The following is a 21,568-nucleotide window of genomic DNA, read 5'->3' as shown; positions in this document are numbered from 1 at the left end:
ATCGTTGGCGAACCGATACCGAATTCACCCGGGAGGGTGATCCCCGAGGGGGCTCGCGGTGTCAGTACGTGTAGAAGCCCTGCCCGCTCTTGCGGCCGATGTCACCGGCGTCAACCATCCGGCGCATCAGCTCGGGCGGAGCGAACTTCTCGTCCTGGGTCTCGGTGTAGATGTTGCTGGTGGCGTGCAGCAGGATGTCGACGCCGGTGAGGTCGGCGGTGGCCAGGGGTCCCATGGCGTGGCCGAAGCCCAGCTTGCAGGCGAGGTCGATGTCCTCGGCGGTGGCCACGCCCGATTCGTACAGCTTGGTGGCCTCGACGACGAGTGCCGAGATGAGACGGGTTGTCACGAAACCGGCGACGTCGCGGTTGACGACGATACAGGTCTTGCCGACGGACTCCGCGAACTCACGGGCGGTGGCCAGGGTTTGGTCGCTCGTCTTGTAGCCGCGGACGAGTTCGACGAGCTGCATCATCGGAACCGGCGAGAAGAAGTGCACGCCGACGACGCGCTCCGGGTGCTCGGTGGCCGCCGCGATCTTGGTGATCGGGATGGCGGAGGTGTTGGACGCGAGCACGGTGTCCTCGCGTACGAGCTTGTCGAGCGTCCGGAAGATCTCGTGCTTGACCTCGAGCTTCTCGAAGACGGCCTCGATGACGACGTCCGCGTCGGCGGCGGCGTCGAGGTCGGTGGTCGCCGTGATGCGGGCGAGCGCCGCGTCGGCGTCGTGCGCCTCCAGCTTTCCCTTGCTCACGAACTTGTCGTACGACGCCTTGATGGCGTCCGTGCCACGGTTCAGCGCCTCGTCCGTGACGTCCCTGAGGACGACGTCCCAGCCGGCCTGGGCCGATACCTGGGCAATACCGGAACCCATGAGTCCGGCCCCGATGACGGCAAGCTTCCGTGCCACTGTGCGACTCCCCTGACGCGCTGTCCGTGTATGCCTCTCGGGCGGACACTAGCGCTCGTGAGGGCCGGTGTGACCGGTTAGTAACGCGCGTCACGTCTCACATGACGGACATCACACCGGCACGAGTCATTCCGGGGCACGGACGGCGTACTTGAGCACCTTCTGGCTCAACAGCTCCTCGATGTCATCGTAAATTCCAGGACCTCTCGGGACACTTCGCACGGATCGTGCCCCTTGACCATCTCGCGTCCGGTGACGGCCATGGCGGTGCTGCACACCCAGCCGATCTGACCCACCATCAGATGGGCACCGGATCGGCCTCGGCCGGGCCGGTCTCCTCCCGCAGCGCCTGCTCCAGGTTGCACCATGGAGAACGCTCAGCGGATTGTCGTCCCCGTTCCGCTATCTGTTGACATCCTCTCCCTCTTGGAAGAGGGGGATACCAACCCGGTTGGGTTGAGGTTCACGGGCGTTCGAACGGCTCGCGGCCGCTGTCACCCCTCCGACACCGGCTGAGCGCCGGGGGCGGGGAATCCCGCCCTGTCCTGCCGCGACGTTGGCTGCTGCGTTGTTGTCCGCGTTGCAGGTGAAGCCGCAGGATACGCACTCGAAGTCGGCTTGGCTCTTGCGTGACTTCTTCTCGATCCATCCGCAGGCGCTGCACCGCAGACTGGTGTAGGGGGCGGGAACGTCCTCGACCCTGCCGGGTGCTTTGTGCTCGGTGCGCTGCCGGAGCAGACCCCAGCCTTGGGCAAGTATCGCCCGGTTCAGGCCGGCCTTCTGCGCCACGTTCTTGCCGGGCTGCTCCACGGTTCCCTTCGCGGAGCGGGTCATGTTCTTGATGTTCAGCTTCTCGAACCGGACGAGGCCATAGGAGCGGGCGAGCATGGTGCTGGTCTTCTCGCACCAGTCTTTACGCCGGTTCGCCTCCCGCGCCTTGAGCTTGGCGGCCTTCGCGTACGCGGCCGCCTTCTCGGGGCTGTTCTTCCTCGCTCTGGCCGCCCGCCGCTCATGCTTTCGGATCTGGGCGCGTTCCTTGACGGTCAGCACCGAGGCCCGGCGGGAGAGCGAGTGGCTGGGCTCTGGGAACGCGGACGTGCAGCAACAGGCACTGAAGGACTTCGCCAGCGCCAAGCGCGCCACGTTCACGTCGGGGTTCGGTGAGCCGACCTGGCGCAAGAAGTTCCGGCATGAGGCTTCCGGGTCATCGGCACCGACCGCGTACCGGAGTGCAACGCAGACGGGTCGCCGAAGCTGAAACCTAGCGACCCCGTTCCCCTCCCGAGCACGCCTCTGCTCAAGATCACCCGCGAGAGTGACCGACACATCGGCGATTCCTCCAACCCTGCCCGCTACGCGGGCAAGGGCACTCACCCCCGTCCTGAAGGCCGGGACGCCCGCCTGGAAAGAGAGGTGGACGCGGTGCGCGACGCCTGCGTCGGCCAGTGCACGAGCGCGCACATGCTCTACGGCGTCCTCGTCGCCGTCGGCTTCGCGGCGCTCGCCGTGACGGTGGGCACACTGGTGTTCCGGACGGCCGGGGCGTAACTACGCTGGTCGCATGGTCAATCTCACGCGCATCTACACGCGGACCGGCGACAAGGGCACGACGCACCTCGGGGACATGAGCCGGGTGCCGAAGACCGACCTGCGGATCGCCGCCTACGCGGACGCCAACGAGGCGAACGCGGTGATCGGCACCGCGATCGCGCTGGGCGGCCTCGACGAGGAGGTCGTCAAGGTCCTCACCCGCCTGCAGAACGACCTGTTCGACGTGGGTGCGGACCTGTCGACGCCGGTGGTCGAGAACCCGGAGTTCGCGCCGCTGAGGGTCGAGCAGTTCTACATCGACCGGCTGGAGGCGGACTGCGACCGCTTCCTGGCCGACCTGGAGAAGCTGCGCTCGTTCATCCTGCCCGGCGGCACCCCGGGCGCGGCCCTGCTGCACCAGGCGTGCACGGTCGTACGGCGCGCCGAGCGCTCCACGTGGGCCGCGCTCGAGGTCCACGGCGAGGTGATGAACCCCCTGACGGCCACGTATCTCAACCGGCTCTCGGACCTGCTGTTCATCCTGGCCCGGTACGCGAACAAGGAGACCGGGGACGTGCTGTGGGTGCCCGGCGGCGAGCGCTGACCCCGACGCCCCTCCGGTCGTGCCGGGTGGGAGCGCTGAGCCCGCGCCCCCACCCGCTCAGCGGCCGGTGCCGTCCTGGGCCGCGTCCCGGTCCGCCTGCGCGAGCGCGGACTCCGCGGCGGCCACCTTCTTCTGCATGTCCGCGAACCCGGACGCGGCCGCGGACGGGGCCGCGGACGGCGTCGCTGACGGGCCACCGGACGACGCCGGGGTGGCCGCCGTGCCGTGGTCCCGTGCGCAGCCGGCCGTGAGGCCCACGAGGAGGGCCACCACGGGGGCGCCCGCCCGCAGCGCTCGCATCAGCTCGCCGCCTTGCCGTTGTCGTTGTCCGCGCACCACGTCTTGACCCCGGCCAGGTCCTTCTGCCGCTGCTGCAGCGTGGTCACCAGCGACTTGCGGAAGGTGAGCCGGTCCTGGAGATAGGTCGCGATCTCCTCGTGGCCCGCCTTCTTCGCGTTGTCCACGCGCTGCTGCAACCGGGCGATGGAACCGCGCACGTCGGCGCCGCCCTCCAGCCGCTTCAGCGCGCGGTCGATGCGCCGGTCGATCTTCGGCACCCGCTTGCACAGCGCCTTCGCCCCGTCGCCGCTGGGCGCCGCCTTGGCCGTGTGCGGGGACGCGGGCGTGGGTGACGTCTCCGCCACGGCCGCCCCGGTCCCGCTCACCAGCAGCACGGCCGTGGCCAGACCCGCTAGCAGGGTGCGCCGTCGTCGTGCGTCCATGTCCTCCTCCGTTCCCGGACGGCCCGTCGTCCGTCCGACGCCGCGGAGGCTAGGAGCCGTCTTTGTGGGAACTCTGTGACCGGTTCGCCCCTGCCGTACCGATCAGCCAGTCCCGCCGTTCGGGCAGCGCCCCGCCCGCCCTGGGCAGCCGTACCTCGAAGCGCGCCCCCGCCCCGTCCGGGCCGTCCGTCACCGTGACGCTCCCCCGGTGCAGCGCCGCCTGCTGCGCGACCAGGGTGAGGCCGAGCCCGGAGCCGGCACTGTCCGGCCCCCGCTGGAACCGTTCGAAGATCCGGGCGCGGGACTCGGGCGGGACCCCGGGCCCCTGGTCGTCCACCGTGATCATCACCTCTCGGCCGTCTTCCCGTACGCCGACCGTCACGGCCGCCCTGCCCTGCCGGTCCCGTCCGTGGGCCAGCGCGTTGGCGAGCAGGTTGTCCAGCAGCAGCCGCAGTCCGGGCTCCCAGCCGTGCACGGTGAGCCCCGGCTGCGCGCTCGACGTGATGCGGGCGTCCGGGGCGCGGCGCCGGGCCTCGGCGACCGCCGCGTCCGCGGCCTCCGTCACGTCGACCGCGCGGAACGCCTCCGCCTCCACCAGGTCCCCGCGCCCCAGCTCGCGCAGCATCACCAGCAGTCCCAGCAGCCGGGCGTGCTCCCGGCGCAGGTCGGTGAGCACTTCCGCGCGGTCCGGCTCGGGCAGGTCGGGGTGACCGGCGAGGATGTCGAGGTTGGTGCCCATGCTCATCAGCGGGGTGCGCAGTTCATGGGAGGCGGCGGCGGAGAAGGAGCGGGCGGTGTCCAGGGCCTCGGCGGTGCGGGCGGCCTGTTCGTCGTAGCGGGCGAGGACGGTGCGCAGGGTGGCCGCGAGTTCGTCGACCTCCTTCACACCGGTCGGCTCGTGGCGCAGCCGGGTGGTGCTGGTGCGGGGGTCGAGGCCCGCGGTACGGCGGCCGAGGCGGCGCAGCGGGCCGGTGGCGCCGGTGGCGAGGCCCCAGGCGAGCAGGCCGGACAGGGGCGCGGCGAGCAGGGCGGCCATGACGACGCGGCGCCGTACGAGGCGGAGTTGGTTCCGGTCGGCGGTGTCGGGCTGGAAGACCCACAGGGTGCCGGAGACCTGGGGGCCCTCGATCGGCTTGGACAGGGCCCGCCAGCTGCGCCCGGCGTCCCGGACGGTGACCGGTGCGGTGGCCTCGGCCGGCAGGGCGACCGAGGTGTCGGGCTGGGGCCCGCCGCTGAAGGTGGCGTCCGGTGCGACGACGCGTACGCCGACGTCGAGGGCGGCGGTGTAGAGCCGGCGTTCCCGGGTGTCGGCGGCCTTGGGCCGGCCGGCGGCGGCCGCGCGCAGCAGGGAGCGCGCGTCCGGGGCGACGGCGGCGGCCCGGGTGCGCAGATGGCGGTCCTCCTCCTGGTGCAGGTCGCGGGCGACCATGCGCAGCAGCAGCCAGCCGGAGGCCAGCACGAGGAGCGGGACGGTGAGTCCCACGGCGAGTCCGATGCGGGTCGAGAGTCTCACGGCTGTTCCCGCAGGACGAAGCCCACTCCGCGCACGGTGTGGATCAGCCGTGGCCGCCCCTGTGCCTCCAGCTTGCGCCGCAGATAGCTGACGAAGGTGTCGACGGCGTCGGTGCGGACGTCGAAGTCGTAGCCCCACACGCGTTCCAGGAGCTGGTCGCGGGTGAGGACGAGGCCGGCGTTGCGGGCGAGCACCTCGAGGAGTTCGAACTCGCGTCGGGTCAGCTCCAGTGGACGGCCGTCGCGGTGGGAGGTGCGGGCCGCCGGGTCGATCACCAGGCCGGCCACGCGCAGCACGTCCCGGTCGGCGGGCGGGCGGCGGCGCAGCAGGGCGCGCAGCCTGAGCACGAGTTCCTGCAGGGCGAAGGGTTTGACGAGGTAGTCGTCGCCACCCGCCTGGAGGCCGGCTATGCGGTCGGCGGTCTCGTCGAGTGCGGAGAGCATGAGGACGGGCAGGTCCTGGCCGTCCTCACGGAGCCGGGTGCACACCTCGATGCCGCTCATACCGGGCATCGACACATCGAGGACCAGGACGTCGGGGGGTGCGTCCCGGATGACGGCGAGCGCCTCGGCCCCGCCCTCGGCGGTCCGCACCCGGAAACCGCTGAGCCTGAGGCCGCGCTCCAGCGAACGACGGATGGCCGCGTCGTCGTCCACGACCAGCACCGCCCCGACCGCGTCGCTCATACGCCCTCCCTGGACCGCCTGTCGCTGGGTCAGCGTACGGCGCTCCTGTGAGAGGGCGGCATCGGCGTCCGGGCATCGCGGGTTCAGAGCCGACGGTGGATCTCCCGGCGATGCCCCCTGTCCGCCGGCAGCTGTGCCAGGGTGGCGCGGGGCGCGTCGCCCTCCTCGGCAAGGGTCTGCAGCGCCTTGCGCGACGTTGCGTACACAAGGCATGCCGTACATCGAAAGATGCAGTCCGGGCCCCTTCCCGAGACGCACGCAGCCGACCCGTGTGCCGTGTTGGATGGAGCCATGCCCCTACCACTCCCCCGCCCGCACCGTGACGACATACGCATCGCGGTCGGCGGGCTGCTCGGTGGGCTGCTGCTGTGGGGCATCGGGCTCAGCCCCCGGGGACCGCAGGAAGCAGTCGTGCTCTGGCCGGCCGGCTGGGCGCTGCTCGTGCCGCTCGTCGTCACCGCCGGCTGCGAGCTGCTGCGCCGTACCCGGCCCAAGGCGGCCCTGCTGATCGGCACCGCCGCCCTGGTCGCCGACACGGTGACCCGGGGAAGCCTGGTCACCGTCGTGATGTTCACGGACCTGATGTACGCGGCCGTCCTCTACGGCACCCCCGCATCCGCCCGCCGCCTGCCGTGGGTCACGGGGCTCCTCACCGTCGCCAGTGCTCTCGTCCCCCTCGCCATCTGGCGCGTCCCCCAGACCCTGCTGATCGGCGTCGGTGTCGGCGTGGTCGCCCTCGCGCCCGCCGCCACCGGGTGGGTCGTCCGCAACCACCGCGACGCCGCCGAGGCGGCCCGCCTGCGTGCCGAACAGACGGCCCTGCTCGCCGAGATGGACCGCGCCCAGGCCGTGACCACCGAACGTGCGCGGGTGGCACGGGAGTTGCACGACATGGTCGCCAACCACCTGTCCGCGATCGCCATCCACTCCACCGCCGCGCTCTCCCTCGACACCCCGGAGACCTCCCGGGAGGCCCTCGCCGTCATCCGCGAGAACAGCGTGGCCGGGCTGGAGGACATGCGGCGGCTGATCGGCATCCTGCGCGACGGGGGCGCCGAGCGCGACCCGGCCGCCACCCCCACCCTGGACGGGCTCGCCGCCCTGGTCGGCAGCGCCCGCGCCAACGGACTCGACGTCACCCTCGACGCCGGGTACGAGAGGGTCCCGGCGCCCGTGGAGCTGGCCGCGTACCGAATCGTTCAGGAGTCGCTGACCAACGCCCTCAAGCACGCCCGCCCGGGCAGGGTCACCGTGTGTCTCGTCCAGCGCGACGGCGTGCTCGACATACGTGTGACCAGCCCGTACGGCCACCGGGACGGCCCACGCGCTCCCGGTTCCGGTGCCGGGCTCACCGGGATGCGGGAGCGGATCGCACTGCTGGGCGGCACGTTCGCGGCCGGTCCCGACAGCGCCTGGTGGACCGTACGCGCCACTCTCCCCCTGACCGAAGGAGACCCCGCATGATCCGCGTCCTCGTCGCCGAGGACCAGTCCGCCGTACGCGCCGGGCTGGTGCTCATCCTGCGCAGCGCGCCCGACATCGAGGTGGTCGGGGAGGCCGCGGACGGCGAGCAGGCGGTGGCGCTCGCCCGTGAGCTACGGCCGGACGTCGTCCTGATGGATGTTCAGATGCCGAAGCTGGACGGGGTGTCGGCGACCCGGCAGGTGGTTCAGCAGGGGGTCGCCGACGTTCTCGTCCTGACCACCTTCGACCTGGACGAATACGTCTTCGGCGCGCTGCGGGCGGGCGCGGCCGGCTTCCTGCTGAAGAACACGGAGGCGAAGGACCTCATCGACGCCGTGCGGACGGTGGCGCGCGGTGAGGGGCTGATCGCTCCCGCGGTGACACGGCGGCTGATCGCGGAGTTCGCCGCGGGGTCGGCACAGGAACCCAAGACCGATCCGGCCGTCCTTGACGCCCTCACCCGGCGCGAGCGCGAGGTGCTGTCATGCCTCGGTGAGGGGCTGTCCAACGCCGAGATCGCGGGGCACCTGAACATGGCCGAGGCCACGGTGAAGACGCACGTCAGTCGCCTCCTCGGCAAGCTGGGGCTGCGCAGCCGGGTCCAAGCCGCGGTTCTTGCACAGGAGTTGGGGATCTAGCGCACCGACCGGTGCAGTGGTCCAGACCTATTGACCTCTGGTCCAGACCTTTCTATTCTCGCGGCACCGTGGGCGTGAAGGCTCAGTCATGCCCACCACTCCCCATCCCCAAGACAGGGAGGCGCAGCATGCGCTTCAGACACAGAGCCGCGGCAGGGTTCGCGACCCTGTTGCTCCCGCTGGCCGGGCTCGTCGGACTCGCCGCGGGCCCCGCCCACGCCGCCTCGACCGCCACCGCCACCTATGCCAAGACGCAGGACTGGGGCACCGGCTTCGAAGGCAAGTGGACGGTACAGAACACCGGCTCCACGACCATCAACTCCTGGACCGTCGAGTGGGACTTCCCCTCCGGCACGTCCGTCACCTCGGCGTGGGACGCGGACGTCACCAACTCCGGCACCCACTGGACCGCCAAGAACAAGTCCTACAACGGCACCCTGGCCCCCGGCGCCTCCGTCTCCTTCGGCTTCAACGGCAGCGGCTCCGGCTCACCGTCCAACTGCAGGCTCAACGGCGGCAGCTGTGACGGCGGCACGACCGTCCCCGGCGACAACCCGCCCTCCGCGCCCGGCACCCCCACCGCCTCGAGCATCACCGACACCTCGGTGAAGCTCAGTTGGAGCGCGGCCACCGACGACAAGGGCGTCAAGAACTACGACGTCCTGCGCGACGGCAAGACCGTCGCCACCGTGACGACCACCTCGTACGCGGACACCGGCCTGACCGCCGGCACCGACTACTCCTACACCGTCCAGGCCCGTGACACCGCCGGCCAGACCGGGCCGGTCAGCGGCGCGGTCGCCGTGCACACCACCGGGGGCACCACCACTCCCCCGACCACCGGCGAGAAGGTCAAGCTCGGCTACTTCACCGAGTGGGGCATCTACGGCCGCAACTACAACGTCAAGAACCTGGTGACGTCCGGGTCGGCCGCGAAGATCACGCACATCAACTACGCCTTCGGCAACGTCACCGGCGGCAAGTGCGCGATCGGCGACTCCTACGCCGACTACGACAAGGCGTTCACCGCCGACCAGTCCGTCAGCGGCGTCGCCGACACCTGGGACCAGCCGCTGCGCGGCAACTTCAACCAGCTGCGGGAGCTGAAGGCCAAGTACCCGCACATCAAGGTGCTGTGGTCCTTCGGCGGCTGGACCTGGTCCGGCGGCTTCGCGGACGCGGCCAAGGACCCGGCGGGCTTCGCCCGGTCCTGCTACGACCTGGTGCACGACCCGCGCTGGGCCGACGTCTTCGACGGCATCGACATCGACTGGGAGTACCCGAACGCCTGCGGCCTGTCCTGCGACACCAGCGGCGCTGCGGCCTTCAAGAACGTGATGGCCGCGCTGCGCGCCAAGTTCGGCTCCTCCGCCCTGGTCACCGCGGCCGTCACCGCCGACGGCTCCTCCGGCGGCAAGATCGAGGCCGCCGACTACGCGGGCGCCGCGAGTTACGTGAACTGGTACAACGTGATGACGTACGACTTCTTCGGCGCCTGGGACGCGCAGGGCCCCACGGCCCCGCACTCCCCGCTCACCTCGTACAGCGGTATCCCGAAGGCCGGTTTCACCACGGCCGACGCGATCGCCAAGTACAAGGCGATCGGTGTGCCCGCCAAGAAGCTCCTCGTCGGCATCGGCTTCTACGGCCGCGGCTGGACCGGCGTCACCCAGGACGCACCGGGCGGCACGGCCACGGGCCCGGCGGCCGGCACGTACGAGCAGGGCATCGAGGACTACAAGGTGCTCAAGACGTCCTGCCCGGCCACCGGCACCATCGCGGGGACGGCGTACGCGCACTGCGGCAGCAACTGGTGGTCGTACGACACCCCGGCCACCATCGGGACGAAGATGGCATGGGCCAAGAACCAGGGTCTCGGCGGCGCCTTCTTCTGGGAGTTCAGCGGCGACACCGGCAATGGTGAGCTGGTGAGCGCCCTCAGCAACGGGCTGTCGTAAACCTGACCGAAGGGTCTAAGCGGTGTTCACCCTCCCCCAGACTTCGTTCGGGGGAGGGTGAATGCGGCTACGCCACATTCACCCGTTGTCCGGGAGGTGCGGCTTCCAGCCACGCCAGGAAACCGGTCAGCGCGTCCTCGCTCATCGCCAGTTCCAGACGGGTGCCCCGGTGGTGACAGGCGAGGACCACCGCGTCGGAGAGCAGCGCCAGCTCCTCCTCGCCCTCGGGATCGCGCCGGCCGGCCACCTCGATCGCCGAGCGCTCCAAGACACGGCGCGGGCGCGGGGCGTAGGAGAAGACGCGGAACCATTCGATGCGGTCGCCGTTGTAGCGGGCCACGCCGTATCCCCAGCCCTTGCCGCTGGTGTCGGGCTCCTCCGGGACGTTCCACCTCAGGCTGCAGTCGAAGGTGCCACCGGAGCGCTGGATGAGGCGGCGCCTGAGGCCGAAGACGAACAGCCCCACCAGTACGAGTGCCACGACCACTCCGCACACGCTCAGAGCGAGGACCATCGACACCGACCTCCTCGTCTCCTAGGTAACGGAACGGAAAAAACACCCGGATTTGCCTCAGCCGCGGCCGGCACCGGATCACTCCGGGCCGACCGCGGCTGAGTCACGTCATAGCAGCGCTCCCCCAGAGCCTAGACGGCCTGGGAGGTACCCCCGGTCAGCGCGCCGCCTGTGCCGCCCGCAGGCGGACATCCGCGCGCCGCTCGGCGACGGCGTCGTCCTCCGCCTTCGCGCGCTCGAGCTCTCGCTCGACGCGCTGGACGTCGATCTCGTCCGACAGCTCGGCGACCTCGGCCAGCAGCGACAACTTGTTGTCCGCGAACGAGATGAAACCGCCGTGCACCGCGGCGACGACCGTTCCACCATCACTCGTACGGATGGTCACCGGGCCCGACTCCAGCACACCGAGCAGCGGCTGGTGACCGGGCATGACGCCGATGTCGCCGGACGTGGTGCGCGCGACGACCAGGGTGGCCTCGCCGGACCAGACCTGGCGGTCGGCGGCGACCAGCTCGACATGCAGCTCAGCAGCCAAGGGTGGCTCCTCGGGTCACCACCCGGCGGTCGCCGGGTGTTGGTCTGAATTCTAGTAGGCGTACGGAGAGGGGCGGACCGCACCCCGCGGGCGAGCCCGCGAGACGCTTCTCCACCCCTCTCACCAAGAGGCGGTACCTGTGACGGGCCCGGTTCGAGCCCGCCGCAAGCGACCGTCAGGAGACGCCCAGCTCCTTCGCGTTCTTCTTCAGGTCCTCGAGACCACCGCACATGAAGAACGCCTGCTCCGGGAAGTGGTCGTAGTCGCCGTCGATGATCGCGTTGAACGCCGCGATCGACTCGTCCAGCGGCACGTCCGACCCGTCGACGCCGGTGAACTGCTTGGCGACGTGGGTGTTCTGGGACAGGAAGCGCTCCACACGGCGGGCCCGGTGGACGACGAGCTTGTCCTCCTCGCCGAGCTCGTCGATACCGAGGATCGCGATGATGTCCTGGAGGTCCTTGTACTTCTGCAGCACCGTCTTGACGCGCATGGCCGCGTTGTAGTGGTCCTGCGAGATGTAGCGCGGGTCCAGGATGCGGGACGTGGAGTCCAGCGGGTCCACGGCCGGGTAGATGCCCTTCTCGGAGATCGGACGGGAGAGAACCGTCGTCGCGTCGAGGTGGGCGAACGTGGTGGCCGGGGCCGGGTCGGTCAGGTCGTCGGCGGGGACGTAGATCGCCTGCATGGAGGTGATCGAGTGACCGCGGGTCGAGGTGATGCGCTCCTGCAGGATGCCCATCTCGTCGGCCAGGTTCGGCTGGTAACCCACCGCGGACGGCATACGGCCGAGCAGCGTGGAGACCTCGGAACCGGCCTGGGTGAAGCGGAAGATGTTGTCGATGAAGAACAGCACGTCCTGCTTCTGGACGTCGCGGAAGTACTCCGCCATCGTCAGACCCGCGAGGGCCACGCGCAGACGGGTGCCCGGCGGCTCGTCCATCTGACCGAAGACCAGCGCGGTCTTGTCGATGACGCCGGACTCGGACATCTCCTGGATGAGGTCGTTGCCCTCACGGGTGCGCTCACCGACACCGGCGAACACGGAGACACCGTCGTGGTTGTTGGCGACGCGGTAGATCATCTCCTGGATGAGCACCGTCTTGCCGACGCCGGCGCCGCCGAACAGACCGATCTTGCCGCCCTTGACGTACGGGGTCAGCAGGTCGATGACCTTGATGCCGGTCTCGAACATCTCGGTCTTCGACTCGAGCTGGTCGAAGTTCGGGGCCTTGCGGTGGATGGTCCAGCGCTCGCCGTCGTACTTCTCGTCGCTGTTCAGGACCTCACCGATGGTGTTGAACACCTTGCCCTTGGTGAAGTCGCCGACCGGCACGGAGATCGAGGCGCCGGTGTCGGTCACCGTCGCCTGGCGGACCAGACCGTCGGTGGGCTGCATCGAGATCGTGCGGACCAGGCCGTCACCCAGGTGCTGGGCGACCTCCAGGGTCAGCGTCTTCTTCTCGCCGGCGTTCGCCGGGTCGGAGACCTCGACGTGGAGGGCGTTGTACATGTCCGGGATCGCGTCGACGGGGAACTCCACGTCGACGACCGGGCCGATGACCCGCGCGACGCGGCCCGTCGCCGTGGCCGTCTCAACAGTGGTGGTCATTAGTAGTCACTCCCCGCGGTCGCGTCGGCCAGGGCACTCGCGCCACCGACGATCTCGCTGATTTCCTGGGTGATTTCGGCCTGGCGGGCCGCGTTGGCAAGCCGGGACAGCGTCTCGATGAGCTCTCCGGCGTTGTCGGTGGCCGACTTCATCGCGCGCCGCGTGGCGGCGTGCTTGGAAGCGGCCGACTGGAGCAGCGCGTTGTAGATACGGCTCTCCACGTACCGCGGCAGCAGAGCGTCGAGGACGTCCTCCGCCGACGGCTCGAAGTCGTACAGCGGCAGGATCTCGTCGCCCTTCGCCGCCTCCTTGGCCACCTCGTCGAGGCTCAGCGGCAGCAGACGGGCGTCGAGGGCCGACTGCGTCATCATCGACACGAACTCCGTGAAGACGATGTGCAGCTCGTCGACGCCGCCGGCTGCCGTGTCCTTCTCGATGGCCTCGATCAGGGGGGCCGCGACCTTCTTGGCGTCCGCGTACGAGGGGTCGTCGGTGAAGCCCGTGAACGACTCCGCGATCTTGCGCTCACGGAAGTTGTAGTGGGCCACACCGCGCCGGCCGACGATGTACGTGTCGACCTGCTTGCCCTCCTGCTCGAGCCGCGCGGTCAGCTGCTCCGCCGTCTTGATGGCGTTGGAGTTGAAGGCGCCGGCCAGGCCGCGGTCGCTCGTGAGGAGCAGGACCGCGGCACGGGTCGGGTTCTCCGACTCCGTCGTCAGCGGGTGCTTGGTGTTCGACCCCGTGGCGACCGCCGATACCGCGCGCGTCAGCTCGGTCGCGTACGGCGTGGAGGCCGCCACCTTGCGCTGCGCCTTGACGACGCGCGAGGCGGCGATCATCTCCATCGCCTTCGTGATCTTCTTGGTCGCGCTGACGGATCGGATGCGACGCTTGTAGACCCGGAGCTGGGCTCCCATGAGTCAGGTCCCTTCCTTACGTCACTTGGCGGCTGCGGCCGGGGTGTCCTCGCCGAGCAGCTTGCCGTCCGAGGTCTCGAACTGCTTCTTGAACTCCGCGACGGCGTCGTCGATCGCCTGGATGGTGTCGTCCGACATCTTGGCGCCCTCCTTGATGGAGGTCATCAGACCCTGCTCCTTGCGGTGCAGGTAGTCGAGGAGCTCCTTCTCGAAGCGGCGGATGTCGGCGACCGGAACGTCGTCCATACGGCCGTTGGTGCCGGCCCAGATGGAGACGACCTGGTCCTCGGTGGCCATCGGCTCGTACTGGTTCTGCTTCAGCAGCTCGACCATGCGCGAACCGCGCTCCAGCTGCGCCTTCGACGCGGCGTCCAGGTCGGAACCGAAGGCGGCGAACGCCTCCAGCTCACGGAACTGGGCGAGGTCCACGCGCAGACGGCCGGAGACCTGGCGCATCGCCTTGTGCTGGGCGGAGCCACCGACGCGGGAGACCGAGATACCGACGTTCAGGGCCGGACGCTGGCCGGCGTTGAACAGGTCGGACTCCAGGAAGCACTGGCCGTCGGTGATGGAGATGACGTTGGTCGGGATGAACGCCGAGACGTCGTTGGCCTTGGTCTCGACGATCGGCAGACCGGTCATCGAACCGGCACCCATGTCGTCGGAGAGCTTGGCGCAGCGCTCCAGCAGGCGGGAGTGCAGGTAGAAGACGTCGCCCGGGTAGGCCTCGCGGCCCGGCGGACGGCGCAGCAGCAGGGACACGGCGCGGTAGGCGTCGGCCTGCTTCGACAGGTCGTCGAAGATGATCAGGACGTGCTTGCCCTGGTACATCCAGTGCTGGCCGATGGCGGAACCGGTGTACGGCGCCAGGTACTTGAAGCCGGCCGGGTCGGACGCCGGGGCGGCGACGATCGTGGTGTACTCCAGCGCGCCGTTCTCCTCCAGCGCGCGGCGGACGCCGGCGATGGTGGAACCCTTCTGGCCGATGGCGACGTAGATGCAGCGGACCTGCTTCTTCGGGTCGCCGGTGCGCCAGTTGTCGCGCTGGTTGATGATCGTGTCGACGGCCAGGGCGGTCTTGCCGGTCTGGCGGTCACCGATGATCAGCTGACGCTGACCACGGCCGATCGGGGTCATCGCGTCGACGGCCTTGTAGCCCGTCTCCATCGGCTCGTGCACCGACTTGCGCTGCATGACCGTGGGGGCCTGCAGCTCGAGGGCGCGGCGGCCGTCGGTCTCGATCTCGCCGAGGCCGTCGATCGGGTTGCCGAGCGGGTCGACGACGCGGCCGAGGTAGCCCTCGCCGACGGCCACGGAGAGCACCTCACCGGTGCGCTGCACCGGCTGGCCCTCCTCGACGCCGCTGAACTCGCCGAGGACGATGGCACCGATCTCGCGCTCCTCGAGGTTGAGGGCGAGGCCGAGGGTGCCGTCCTCGAACTTCAGCAGCTCGTTGGCCATGGCCGAGGGCAGGCCCTCGACCTTCGCAATGCCGTCGCCGGCAAAGGTGACCGTGCCGACCTCCTCGCGCGAGGCCGCGTCCGGCTTGTACGACTGGACAAAGTTCTCCAGCGCGTCCCGGATCTCCTCCGGCCGGATCGTGAGCTCCGCCATCTGGGTTCCCTGCTCTCCTTGTTGGGCCCGAAGTTTCTGTGGGGGTTCTGGGGGCGCCCCCCAGAAACTCTGCATCCTCTGCACGGCCCAACCCGGGCCGTAGTACTGCTTGTGGAGTTGTGCTAGCTCGCCATGCGGCGGCCGGCGTCCTCGAGTCGGTCCGCGATCGAACCGTTGATGACCTCGTCACCGACCTGCACCCGGATCCCGCCGACGACCTCCGGGTCGACGTCCAGGTTCAGGTGCATCTGGCGGCCGTAGAGCTTGGCCAGTGCGGCACCGAGGCGCCGCTTCTGGGAGTCGCTCAGCGGGACCGCCGAGGTGACGACGGCGACCAGGCGGTCACGGCGGGCGGCGGCCAGCTTGGACAGGGATTCGATTCCCGATTCCAGGCTACGTCCCCGCGGCGCGGTCACAAGACGCGTGACCAGACGCTCGGTCGCGACGTCGGCGCGACCGCCGAGCAGCCGGTGCAGCAGCTCGATCTTGGCCGGGGTGCCGGCGGCACGGTCCGTGAGCGCGGCGCGCAGCTCCGTGTTCGAGGCGACGATCCGGGCGAACCGGAACAGCTCGTCCTCGACGTCGTCCAGCGTGCCCACCTTCTCGGCGGCGGTGAGGTCGGCGAGGTTCGCCAGCTCCTCCAGCGCGTCGACCAGGTCGCGCGACTGCGACCAGCGCGAGCGCACCATGCCGGACAGCAGGTCCACGACCGGCCCGCCGACCTGGCCGCCGAGCAGGCTCTGGGCCAGCCCCGCCTTGGCCTCGCCGGCCCGCGCCGGGTCGGTGAGGACCCGGCGCAGCGACGCCTCGCGGTCGAGCAGCGCGGTGACGGCGGCCAGCTCGTCGGCGAGCTGCGCCGCGTCCACGGACGTGGAGTCCGTCAGCGCGTCGAGACGCTCGCGTGCGGCTGCCAGGGCCTCGCGGCTCGCTCCGTTCATCGCGCGGCCTCGGCCTTCTCCTCGAGCTCGTCGAGGAAGCGGTCGATCACGCGGCTCTGCCGGGCGTGGTCCTCGAGGGACTCGCCGACGAGCTTGCCGGCCAGCTCGGTGGCGAGCCTGCCGACGTCCTGCCGCAGGGTCTGCGAGGCGGCCTTGCGGTCGGCCTCGATCTGCGCGTGACCGGCGGCGATGATCTCCTCACGCTGCCGCTGGCCTTCCGCGCGCATCTCGGCGATGAGGGCGGCGCCCTGCTCCTGCGCCTCCTGGCGCAGCCGCGCGGCCTCGTGCCGGGCTTCGGCGAGCTGAGCCTTGTACTGCTCGAGCACGCTCTGGGCCTCGACCTTCATGGCGTCGGCCTCTTCGATGCCGCCTTCGATCGCCGCGCGACGCTCCTCCAGAACCTTGTTGATGTTCGGAAGCAGCTTCTTCCAGAAGAAGAAGAACACGATGGCGAAGGCGATGGTGCCGACGAGCAGCTCGGGGCCGGCCGGGAGGAGCGGGTTCTGCTCCGTCTCCTCGGCCGCCAGCTGTACCAGGTTGGCGATCACATCAGTGCCTTTCGTCGATTCGTGCCAGTAAGAAGGTGATTACTTACCGAACACGAACGGCATAACGATGCCGATGAGGGCGAGCGCCTCACAGAAGGCGAAGCCCAGGATCTGGTTGGCACGGATCAGACCGGCGGCCTCAGGCTGGCGGGCCAGGGCCTGGGTGCCGTTGCCGAAGATGATGCCGACGCCGATGCCGGGGCCGATGGCCGCGAGGCCGTAGCCGATGGAGCCGACGGAACCGTGGACACCGGTGGCGGCGGCGAGGGTCTCAAGAGCGGACATGCCGGTTCTTCCTTCTCTTTCATGGACCGGTGGGGGTTGGCCACCGGACGACCAGGGGTTGGGTGCGGTGTGGCTCAGTGGTGCTCGGCGAGAGCGCCCTGAATGTAGGAGCAGGCCAGGAGGACGAAGACGTACGCCTGGACGGCCTGCACGAAGAGCTCGAAGCAGATCATGGCCATGGTCATGATGAACGACACACCGGCACCGACGACGAGCCAGCTGTTCAGCAGGTACCAGGAGGCCACGGTGAACATGACCAGCATCAGGTGGCCGGCGAACATGTTGGCGAACAGTCGCACGGCGTGCGTGAACGGGCGCACCAGGAGGTTCGAGAAGAACTCGATGACCATGACGAGCGGCAGCACGGCACCGAGCGACTTGTCGTAGCCGGTGACGTTCTTGAAGAAGCCGACGAAGCCGTGCTTCTTGAAGGTCAGCGCGACCCACGTGATGTAGACGATCGCCGCCAGGACCATCGGGAAGGCGATCACCGAGGCCACCGGGAACTGGGCCAGCGGAATCACGGACCAGACGTTCATGATCCAGATGAAGAAGAACAGCGAGACCATGAAGGGGACGTACTTCTCGCCCTCCCGCTTGCCCAGCGTCTCGTAGACGATGCCGCGGCGGACGAAGTCGTAACCGGCCTCGCCGATCATCTGCAGCTTGCCCGGGACCACCTTGGCCTTGCCGAAGGCTGCCGAGAAGAAGGCGACGATGAGCAGGGTGGTGACGAGCGCGAGCAGCATCACCTTGTTGAACTCGAAGCCTCCGACCGTGGCGAGCGGCTTGAACAGGAAGGATTGCAGGCCAGGAGCCGGGAAACCGCACCCGTTGTCGGACAGGACCCGACAACTCCAGTCAAAGGCGAGCTGGGTCTGGTCAGCACTCACCGCGGGCTCCTTCGGCGTGACGCATGGGTACGGCAACCTCGTTGTGTCGGCGCGGCGCGCAGCCGCGGATCGGCACCGGACTGGTGTTACGGATGTGGGGGCGGCTGGGGGGCATCGAGCCTCGCGTGTGAGCAGGCGTCAGCTCAGATGCCCGCGCCCGCGATGCCGCAGTTGGCACCGGACGATAGCAGGAGATCTCACAACTATTTATCCCGGCCCTACCCCTCACGACGCAGGCCCTGTCTTCTCGGGCTTCTCGCTCTTCTGGGAGTCCGGGTCGACGTAGAAGATCTTGGCCTTCATGTGTGCACGCGCCTGCGCGGCCATCCATACGACCGTGGTGACGACGAGCGCGAGCGCGAACGCCTTGGGGTTGAAGAGAGCAGTGCCCTTGAAGATGCCCACGAAGATCAGCAGCAGCAGGAGCTGGGCCATGTAGAGCATCAGGCCCATGGCCTGGAACAGATGCGGGAGCGATTTCGCCGTCCACTGCAGGACGTACAGTCCGATCCCCATGAACAGGACGGCGAGCACCGTGCCGACGGCCGCCCCGATCGCTCCCTTGCCGCCCGCGACGACACCGCTGACGACGACGGCGACCGCGCCGACAGATGCTGTGGGCACAGCGATCTGCAGAAGGTTCCGGGCGTCATTGGACGGCATGGCGGCAACTCCGCTTTCACAGGGGGCAGGGTGTCGTCATGGACGAGCGTAGTCCCGGGCCGAGCGGAGTCCGCACGCCGAGGGGCCGTCGCATCCGGACCCTCCGGCTCTATCCCGGGGTTCTCGTGAACGGTATCACAAACTATTTGATGCGGTCTTTACCTAGGTGCTGTGCCAACTGTCACACATGAGAGTGAATCTGCCCGTCTGCGCGGACGCGGCGGCGCCTTGTCTGGTATTGCGATGCTTTGCACCCTCACGGAATGGCAACGCGCTCGCCAGATTCTTACCTTGCACGTCAGCGTGACGACTCCGTCCGGCGCCGCTCCATCCGCGCACGGGTGCCGATGGCAGTGGCTCCGTTGACGCCCGAGACGCCTGCGACCACAGGGGTGCGGCGCTCCTCCTGCCGTGCCTGCCCGCTCCCGGCGTACGCGGCGGCCGGCAGCGGCTTCGCGGCGGTGCCGCGCCGGCGGCGGTAGCGCGGAGGCACGAAGGACTCGGCCCACTGCGGGGCGCGCGGCGTGAACCGCGGCAGCAGGAGCAGCACCAGACCGACCGCGCTGAGCACCACGATGCCGAGCACGATCCACATGGACGCGGAGTTCACGGAGTAGCCGAGGGTGCCGAAGGCGATCAGCGCCGACCAGAAGTACATGATCAGCACGGCGCGGCTGTGCGAGTGCCCGATCTCCAGCAGCCGGTGGTGCAGATGACCGCGGTCGGCGGCGAACGGGGACTGGCCGCGCCAGGTACGGCGCACGATCGCGAGGACCAGGTCCGCGGCCGGGACGGCGATGATCGTCAGCGGGAGCAGCAGCGGGATGTAGACGGGGACGGTCTGGTGGACCGTCGCGCGCTCGGAACCGGAGAAGAGGTTCATCGCGTCCGGGTCGACCTGCCCGGTGACCGAGATGGCACCGGCGGCGAGCACGAGCCCGATCAGCATGGATCCCGAGTCACCCATGAAGATCCGGGCCGGGTGCATGTTGTGCGGCAGGAAGCCCAGGCACATGCCCATCAGGACGGCCGCGAAGAGGGTGGCGGGGGCGGCGGCCTCGAGTCCGTAGCCGTACCAGATCCGGTAGGCGTACATGAAGAACGCCGCCGACGCGATGCACACCATGCCGGCGGCGAGACCGTCGAGACCGTCGACGAAGTTGACCGCGTTGATCGTGATGACGACCAGCGCCACGGTCAGCAGGGTGCCCTGCCAGGGGGTGAGCGAGACCGTGCCGACGCCCGGGACCGGCAGCCACAGGATGGTCAGACCCTGCATGACCATCACACCCGCGGCGATCATCTGGCCGCCCAGCTTGATCAGGGCGTCGATCTCGAACTTGTCGTCCAGCACACCGATCAGCCAGATGAGGGCCGCTCCGGACAGCAGCGCCCGAGGCTCGTTCGACTTGGCGAAGACCTCGTTGAGGTTCTTGAGGTGGTCCGCGACCAGCAGGCCCGCGCACAGGCCGAAGAACATGGCGATCCCGCCGAGCCGGGGCGTCGGTTCCCGGTGCACGTCCCGGGCCCGGATCTCCGGCATCGCTCCTGCCACGATCGCGAATTTGCGTACCGGCCCTGTCAGCAGATACGTCACCGCGGCCGTGATGCAGAGCGTCAGCAGGTATTCACGCACGGGCTTCCCCACAGGTCTCGCTGGGCGTCCTCAGCCCCACACCCTAGCTTCGCGTGCATATGGTTGAGGACTCACGGGTAGCGAAGATGGTTGCACGTGTGGCTGTGTATAACGCGCGCCTACCCCTCATCGCCCGGGATACGGCGGAAATCCCTCGGTGAGATCCCGCACTTTCTCACGTGCCGTCCTGGCCTGCGTCTCCTGGCGCAGCACGGACGCGAACAGGGCCGCCAGGTACGCCATTTCGCCCTCGCCCATGCCCTGGGTCGTCAGCGCCGCGGTGCCAAGGCGCAGGCCGCGGGCGTCGCCGTGCGGCAGCGCACAGCAGTCCAGGACCATCCCGGCGGCGGCGAGCAGCCCGCGCGCGCTGCGGCCGTCGACGCCCAGCGGCCCCGGGTCGGCGATGATCAGGTGCGTGTCGGTGCCGTCGGTGGTGATGTGCAGCCCCTCGTCGGCCAGCCCCGCCGCGAGCGCCCGGGCGTTGGCGACCACCCGGTGGACGTACGCGGCGAAGGCGTCCGTCGCCGCCTCCCCGAACGCGACGGCCTTGGCGGCGATGGTGTGCATCTGCGCGCCGCCCTGGGTGAACGGGAAGACGGCCCGGTCCACGCGCTCGGCCAGTTCGCTTCCGCACAGGATCATGCCGCCGCGCGGGCCGCGCAGCACCTTGTGGGTGGTGGCGCAGACGATGTCGGCGTACGGCACCGGACTGGGCGCCGCTCCCCCGGCCACGAGCCCGATCGGGTGCGCGGCGTCGGCGATGAGATACGCCCCCACCTCGTCGGCGACCTCCCGGAAGAAGGCGTAGTCGATGTGGCGCGGATAGGCGATCGACCCGCACACGATGGCCTTCGGGCGGTGCGTACGAGCCAGGGCGCGCACCTGCACATGGTCCATGAGCCCGGACTCCGCCTCGACGCCGTAGCCGACGAAGTCGAACCAGCGGCCGGAGAAGTTGGCGGGCGAGCCGTGCGTGAGATGGCCGCCGTGCGGCAGCCCGAGGGCGAGCACGGTGTCGCCGGGGCGGAGCAGGGCGGCGTACGCGGCGAGCATCGCCGACGATCCCGAGTGGCACTGCACATTCGCGTGCTCGGCCCCGAAGAGCGCCTTGGCCCGCTCCACGGCGAGGCGCTCGGCGACGTCGACGATCTCGCACCCGCCGTGGTGCCGGGCGCCGGGGTATCCCTCGGCGTACTTGTTGGCGAGCGGGGACCCGAGGGCGGCGAGCACCGCCGGCGAGCTGAAGTTCTCGGCGGCGATCAGCTGCAGGGTCGTCGACTGCCGTGCCAGCTCCCCGAGCAGGAGCTCTGCCATCTCGGGGTCCTGCCGCCGCAGGACATCGGCCTCGAGGGTGGGGATGACCGCCATGGTGAGCTCCCGGGCGACGA

23 protein-coding genes and 1 pseudogene are annotated in these 21,568 nt (G+C 69.6%); 5 read left to right on the top strand and 19 right to left on the bottom strand.

What is annotated here, in order from left to right; all coding sequences use genetic code 11:
• Window positions 1-61: 61 nt before the first annotated feature.
• Both ACIRC0_RS11940 and ACIRC0_RS11935 read right to left on the bottom strand, forming a co-directional pair.
• Window positions 62-910 carry a 3-hydroxyacyl-CoA dehydrogenase family protein gene (locus ACIRC0_RS11940; RefSeq protein WP_403614539.1) on the bottom strand — a complete coding sequence of 283 codons (849 nt, stop codon included), beginning with the start codon at window positions 908-910 and terminating at the stop codon, window positions 62-64.
• Window positions 911-1,312: 402 nt separating this feature from the next.
• Window positions 1,313-2,044 (bottom strand): RNA-guided endonuclease InsQ/TnpB family protein, encoded by a 732-nt coding sequence (locus ACIRC0_RS11935; protein WP_403614537.1) that lies wholly within the window; start codon window positions 2,042-2,044, stop codon window positions 1,313-1,315.
• A 279-nt stretch (window positions 2,045-2,323) separates the two neighbouring features.
• On the opposite strand from ACIRC0_RS11935, the pseudogene ACIRC0_RS11930 reads away from it, so the two are divergent.
• Together ACIRC0_RS11930 and ACIRC0_RS11925 are read left to right on the top strand one after the other, a co-directional pair.
• A pseudogene (locus tag ACIRC0_RS11930) lies at window positions 2,324-2,458 on the top strand (ABC transporter permease); the annotation flags it as partial.
• 13 nt (window positions 2,459-2,471) lie between these two features.
• A complete protein-coding gene (locus ACIRC0_RS11925) occupies window positions 2,472-3,044 on the top strand; it encodes a cob(I)yrinic acid a,c-diamide adenosyltransferase (RefSeq protein ID WP_403614534.1) in 573 nt (190 codons plus the stop codon).
• A 57-nt stretch (window positions 3,045-3,101) separates the two neighbouring features.
• On the opposite strand, the gene ACIRC0_RS11920 is transcribed toward ACIRC0_RS11925, so the two are convergent.
• The 5 genes from ACIRC0_RS11920 to ACIRC0_RS11900 form a co-directional block, all read right to left on the bottom strand.
• Entirely contained in the window at window positions 3,102-3,344 is a 243-nt protein-coding gene (locus ACIRC0_RS11920; protein ID WP_403614531.1) for a hypothetical protein, read from the bottom strand.
• The gene (locus tag ACIRC0_RS11915; protein WP_403614529.1) at window positions 3,344-3,766 is read right to left on the bottom strand and encodes a hypothetical protein; all 423 of its coding nucleotides are present in this window, start codon (window positions 3,764-3,766) and stop codon (window positions 3,344-3,346) included. The genes ACIRC0_RS11920 and ACIRC0_RS11915 overlap by 1 nt, the downstream gene beginning before the upstream one ends.
• Before the next feature lie 49 nt (window positions 3,767-3,815).
• Complete coding sequence (locus ACIRC0_RS11910) at window positions 3,816-5,279, bottom strand: sensor histidine kinase (protein WP_403614526.1); 1,464 nt, start codon at window positions 5,277-5,279, stop codon at window positions 3,816-3,818.
• Entirely contained in the window at window positions 5,276-5,965 is a 690-nt protein-coding gene (locus ACIRC0_RS11905) for a response regulator transcription factor (RefSeq protein WP_403614523.1), read from the bottom strand. Before ACIRC0_RS11905 ends, ACIRC0_RS11910 begins: the two co-directional genes overlap by 4 nt.
• An 83-nt stretch (window positions 5,966-6,048) precedes the next feature.
• Entirely contained in the window at window positions 6,049-6,171 is a 123-nt protein-coding gene (locus tag ACIRC0_RS11900) for a hypothetical protein (RefSeq protein WP_403614520.1), read from the bottom strand.
• A gap of 85 nt (window positions 6,172-6,256) precedes the next feature.
• Here ACIRC0_RS11900 and ACIRC0_RS11895 point away from each other — a divergent pair, with 85 nt between their 5' ends.
• From ACIRC0_RS11895 to ACIRC0_RS11885, 3 genes are all read left to right on the top strand, one after another.
• On the top strand, window positions 6,257-7,429 hold the full coding sequence (locus tag ACIRC0_RS11895) for a sensor histidine kinase (RefSeq protein WP_403614517.1): 1,173 nt from the start codon (window positions 6,257-6,259) through the stop codon (window positions 7,427-7,429).
• Entirely contained in the window at window positions 7,426-8,067 is a 642-nt protein-coding gene (locus ACIRC0_RS11890) for a response regulator (protein ID WP_403614515.1), read from the top strand. The genes ACIRC0_RS11895 and ACIRC0_RS11890 overlap by 4 nt, the downstream gene beginning before the upstream one ends.
• 128 nt (window positions 8,068-8,195) lie before the next feature.
• On the top strand, window positions 8,196-10,025 hold the full coding sequence (locus ACIRC0_RS11885) for a glycosyl hydrolase family 18 protein (RefSeq protein ID WP_403614513.1): 1,830 nt from the start codon (window positions 8,196-8,198) through the stop codon (window positions 10,023-10,025).
• A 67-nt stretch (window positions 10,026-10,092) separates the two neighbouring features.
• Here the strand turns inward: ACIRC0_RS11885 and ACIRC0_RS11880 are convergent, their stop codons facing one another.
• The 12 genes from ACIRC0_RS11880 to glyA form a co-directional block, all read right to left on the bottom strand.
• A complete protein-coding gene (locus ACIRC0_RS11880) occupies window positions 10,093-10,539 on the bottom strand; it encodes a DUF2550 domain-containing protein (RefSeq protein WP_366023512.1) in 447 nt (148 codons plus the stop codon).
• Window positions 10,540-10,696: 157 nt separating this feature from the next.
• Entirely contained in the window at window positions 10,697-11,074 is a 378-nt protein-coding gene (locus ACIRC0_RS11875; protein WP_103838606.1) for a F0F1 ATP synthase subunit epsilon, read from the bottom strand.
• Between the two features lie 175 nt (window positions 11,075-11,249).
• Complete coding sequence (gene atpD / locus ACIRC0_RS11870) at window positions 11,250-12,686, bottom strand: F0F1 ATP synthase subunit beta (protein WP_403614509.1); 1,437 nt, start codon at window positions 12,684-12,686, stop codon at window positions 11,250-11,252.
• Window positions 12,686-13,603, bottom strand: coding sequence for a F0F1 ATP synthase subunit gamma (locus ACIRC0_RS11865; protein ID WP_403614506.1), 918 nt, complete (start codon window positions 13,601-13,603; stop codon window positions 12,686-12,688). The genes atpD and ACIRC0_RS11865 overlap by 1 nt, the downstream gene beginning before the upstream one ends.
• Before the next feature lie 21 nt (window positions 13,604-13,624).
• Window positions 13,625-15,217: a F0F1 ATP synthase subunit alpha gene (atpA, locus tag ACIRC0_RS11860; RefSeq protein WP_403614503.1), complete on the bottom strand. Its 1,593-nt coding sequence runs from the start codon at window positions 15,215-15,217 to the stop codon at window positions 13,625-13,627.
• A gap of 122 nt (window positions 15,218-15,339) precedes the next feature.
• Window positions 15,340-16,155: a F0F1 ATP synthase subunit delta gene (locus tag ACIRC0_RS11855; protein WP_403614500.1), complete on the bottom strand. Its 816-nt coding sequence runs from the start codon at window positions 16,153-16,155 to the stop codon at window positions 15,340-15,342.
• Complete coding sequence (locus ACIRC0_RS11850) at window positions 16,152-16,703, bottom strand: F0F1 ATP synthase subunit B (protein ID WP_103838601.1); 552 nt, start codon at window positions 16,701-16,703, stop codon at window positions 16,152-16,154. Before ACIRC0_RS11850 ends, ACIRC0_RS11855 begins: the two co-directional genes overlap by 4 nt.
• A 39-nt stretch (window positions 16,704-16,742) precedes the next feature.
• Window positions 16,743-16,988 carry an ATP synthase F0 subunit C gene (atpE, locus tag ACIRC0_RS11845; protein WP_234514092.1) on the bottom strand — a complete coding sequence of 82 codons (246 nt, stop codon included), beginning with the start codon at window positions 16,986-16,988 and terminating at the stop codon, window positions 16,743-16,745.
• A gap of 74 nt (window positions 16,989-17,062) precedes the next feature.
• Window positions 17,063-17,833, bottom strand: coding sequence for a F0F1 ATP synthase subunit A (gene atpB, locus ACIRC0_RS11840; protein ID WP_366024218.1), 771 nt, complete (start codon window positions 17,831-17,833; stop codon window positions 17,063-17,065).
• A gap of 273 nt (window positions 17,834-18,106) precedes the next feature.
• Window positions 18,107-18,544 carry a hypothetical protein gene (locus ACIRC0_RS11835; RefSeq protein WP_403614496.1) on the bottom strand — a complete coding sequence of 146 codons (438 nt, stop codon included), beginning with the start codon at window positions 18,542-18,544 and terminating at the stop codon, window positions 18,107-18,109.
• Between the two features lie 298 nt (window positions 18,545-18,842).
• Window positions 18,843-20,180, bottom strand: coding sequence for an MraY family glycosyltransferase (locus ACIRC0_RS11830; protein ID WP_403614494.1), 1,338 nt, complete (start codon window positions 20,178-20,180; stop codon window positions 18,843-18,845).
• A gap of 126 nt (window positions 20,181-20,306) precedes the next feature.
• Window positions 20,307-21,548 (bottom strand): serine hydroxymethyltransferase, encoded by a 1,242-nt coding sequence (gene glyA, locus ACIRC0_RS11825; protein WP_403614491.1) that lies wholly within the window; start codon window positions 21,546-21,548, stop codon window positions 20,307-20,309.
• Window positions 21,549-21,568: the final 20 nt, after the last annotated feature.

This window comes from Streptomyces sp. NPDC093984 (assembly GCF_044764595.1).
Classification (GTDB): Bacteria; Actinomycetota; Actinomycetes; order Streptomycetales; family Streptomycetaceae; genus Streptomyces; species Streptomyces cynarae.
The sequence above is the reverse complement of the archived record's forward strand: the minus strand, read 5'-3'. Positions and strand labels throughout refer to the sequence as shown.

Excerpts from the sequence above, each read along its gene's own strand:
- ACIRC0_RS11925 (WP_403614534.1), top strand. The coding sequence starts at position 2,472 with ATGGTCAATCTCACGCGCATCTACACGCGGACCGGCGACAAGGGCACG.
- ACIRC0_RS11920 (WP_403614531.1), bottom strand. The coding sequence starts at position 3,344 with ATGCGAGCGCTGCGGGCGGGCGCCCCCGTGGTGGCCCTCCTCGTGGGC.
- ACIRC0_RS11915 (WP_403614529.1), bottom strand. The coding sequence starts at position 3,766 with ATGGACGCACGACGACGGCGCACCCTGCTAGCGGGTCTGGCCACGGCC.
- ACIRC0_RS11905 (WP_403614523.1), bottom strand. The coding sequence starts at position 5,965 with ATGAGCGACGCGGTCGGGGCGGTGCTGGTCGTGGACGACGACGCGGCC.
- ACIRC0_RS11895 (WP_403614517.1), top strand. The coding sequence starts at position 6,257 with ATGCCCCTACCACTCCCCCGCCCGCACCGTGACGACATACGCATCGCG.
- ACIRC0_RS11890 (WP_403614515.1), top strand. The coding sequence starts at position 7,426 with ATGATCCGCGTCCTCGTCGCCGAGGACCAGTCCGCCGTACGCGCCGGG.
- ACIRC0_RS11885 (WP_403614513.1), top strand. The coding sequence starts at position 8,196 with ATGCGCTTCAGACACAGAGCCGCGGCAGGGTTCGCGACCCTGTTGCTC.
- ACIRC0_RS11880 (WP_366023512.1), bottom strand. The coding sequence starts at position 10,539 with ATGGTCCTCGCTCTGAGCGTGTGCGGAGTGGTCGTGGCACTCGTACTG.
- atpD (WP_403614509.1), bottom strand. The coding sequence starts at position 12,686 with ATGACCACCACTGTTGAGACGGCCACGGCGACGGGCCGCGTCGCGCGG.
- ACIRC0_RS11865 (WP_403614506.1), bottom strand. The coding sequence starts at position 13,603 with ATGGGAGCCCAGCTCCGGGTCTACAAGCGTCGCATCCGATCCGTCAGC.
- atpA (WP_403614503.1), bottom strand. The coding sequence starts at position 15,217 with ATGGCGGAGCTCACGATCCGGCCGGAGGAGATCCGGGACGCGCTGGAG.
- ACIRC0_RS11855 (WP_403614500.1), bottom strand. The coding sequence starts at position 16,155 with ATGAACGGAGCGAGCCGCGAGGCCCTGGCAGCCGCACGCGAGCGTCTC.
- atpE (WP_234514092.1), bottom strand. The coding sequence starts at position 16,988 with ATGTCCGCTCTTGAGACCCTCGCCGCCGCCACCGGTGTCCACGGTTCC.
- ACIRC0_RS11835 (WP_403614496.1), bottom strand. The coding sequence starts at position 18,544 with ATGCCGTCCAATGACGCCCGGAACCTTCTGCAGATCGCTGTGCCCACA.
- glyA (WP_403614491.1), bottom strand. The coding sequence starts at position 21,548 with ATGGCGGTCATCCCCACCCTCGAGGCCGATGTCCTGCGGCGGCAGGAC.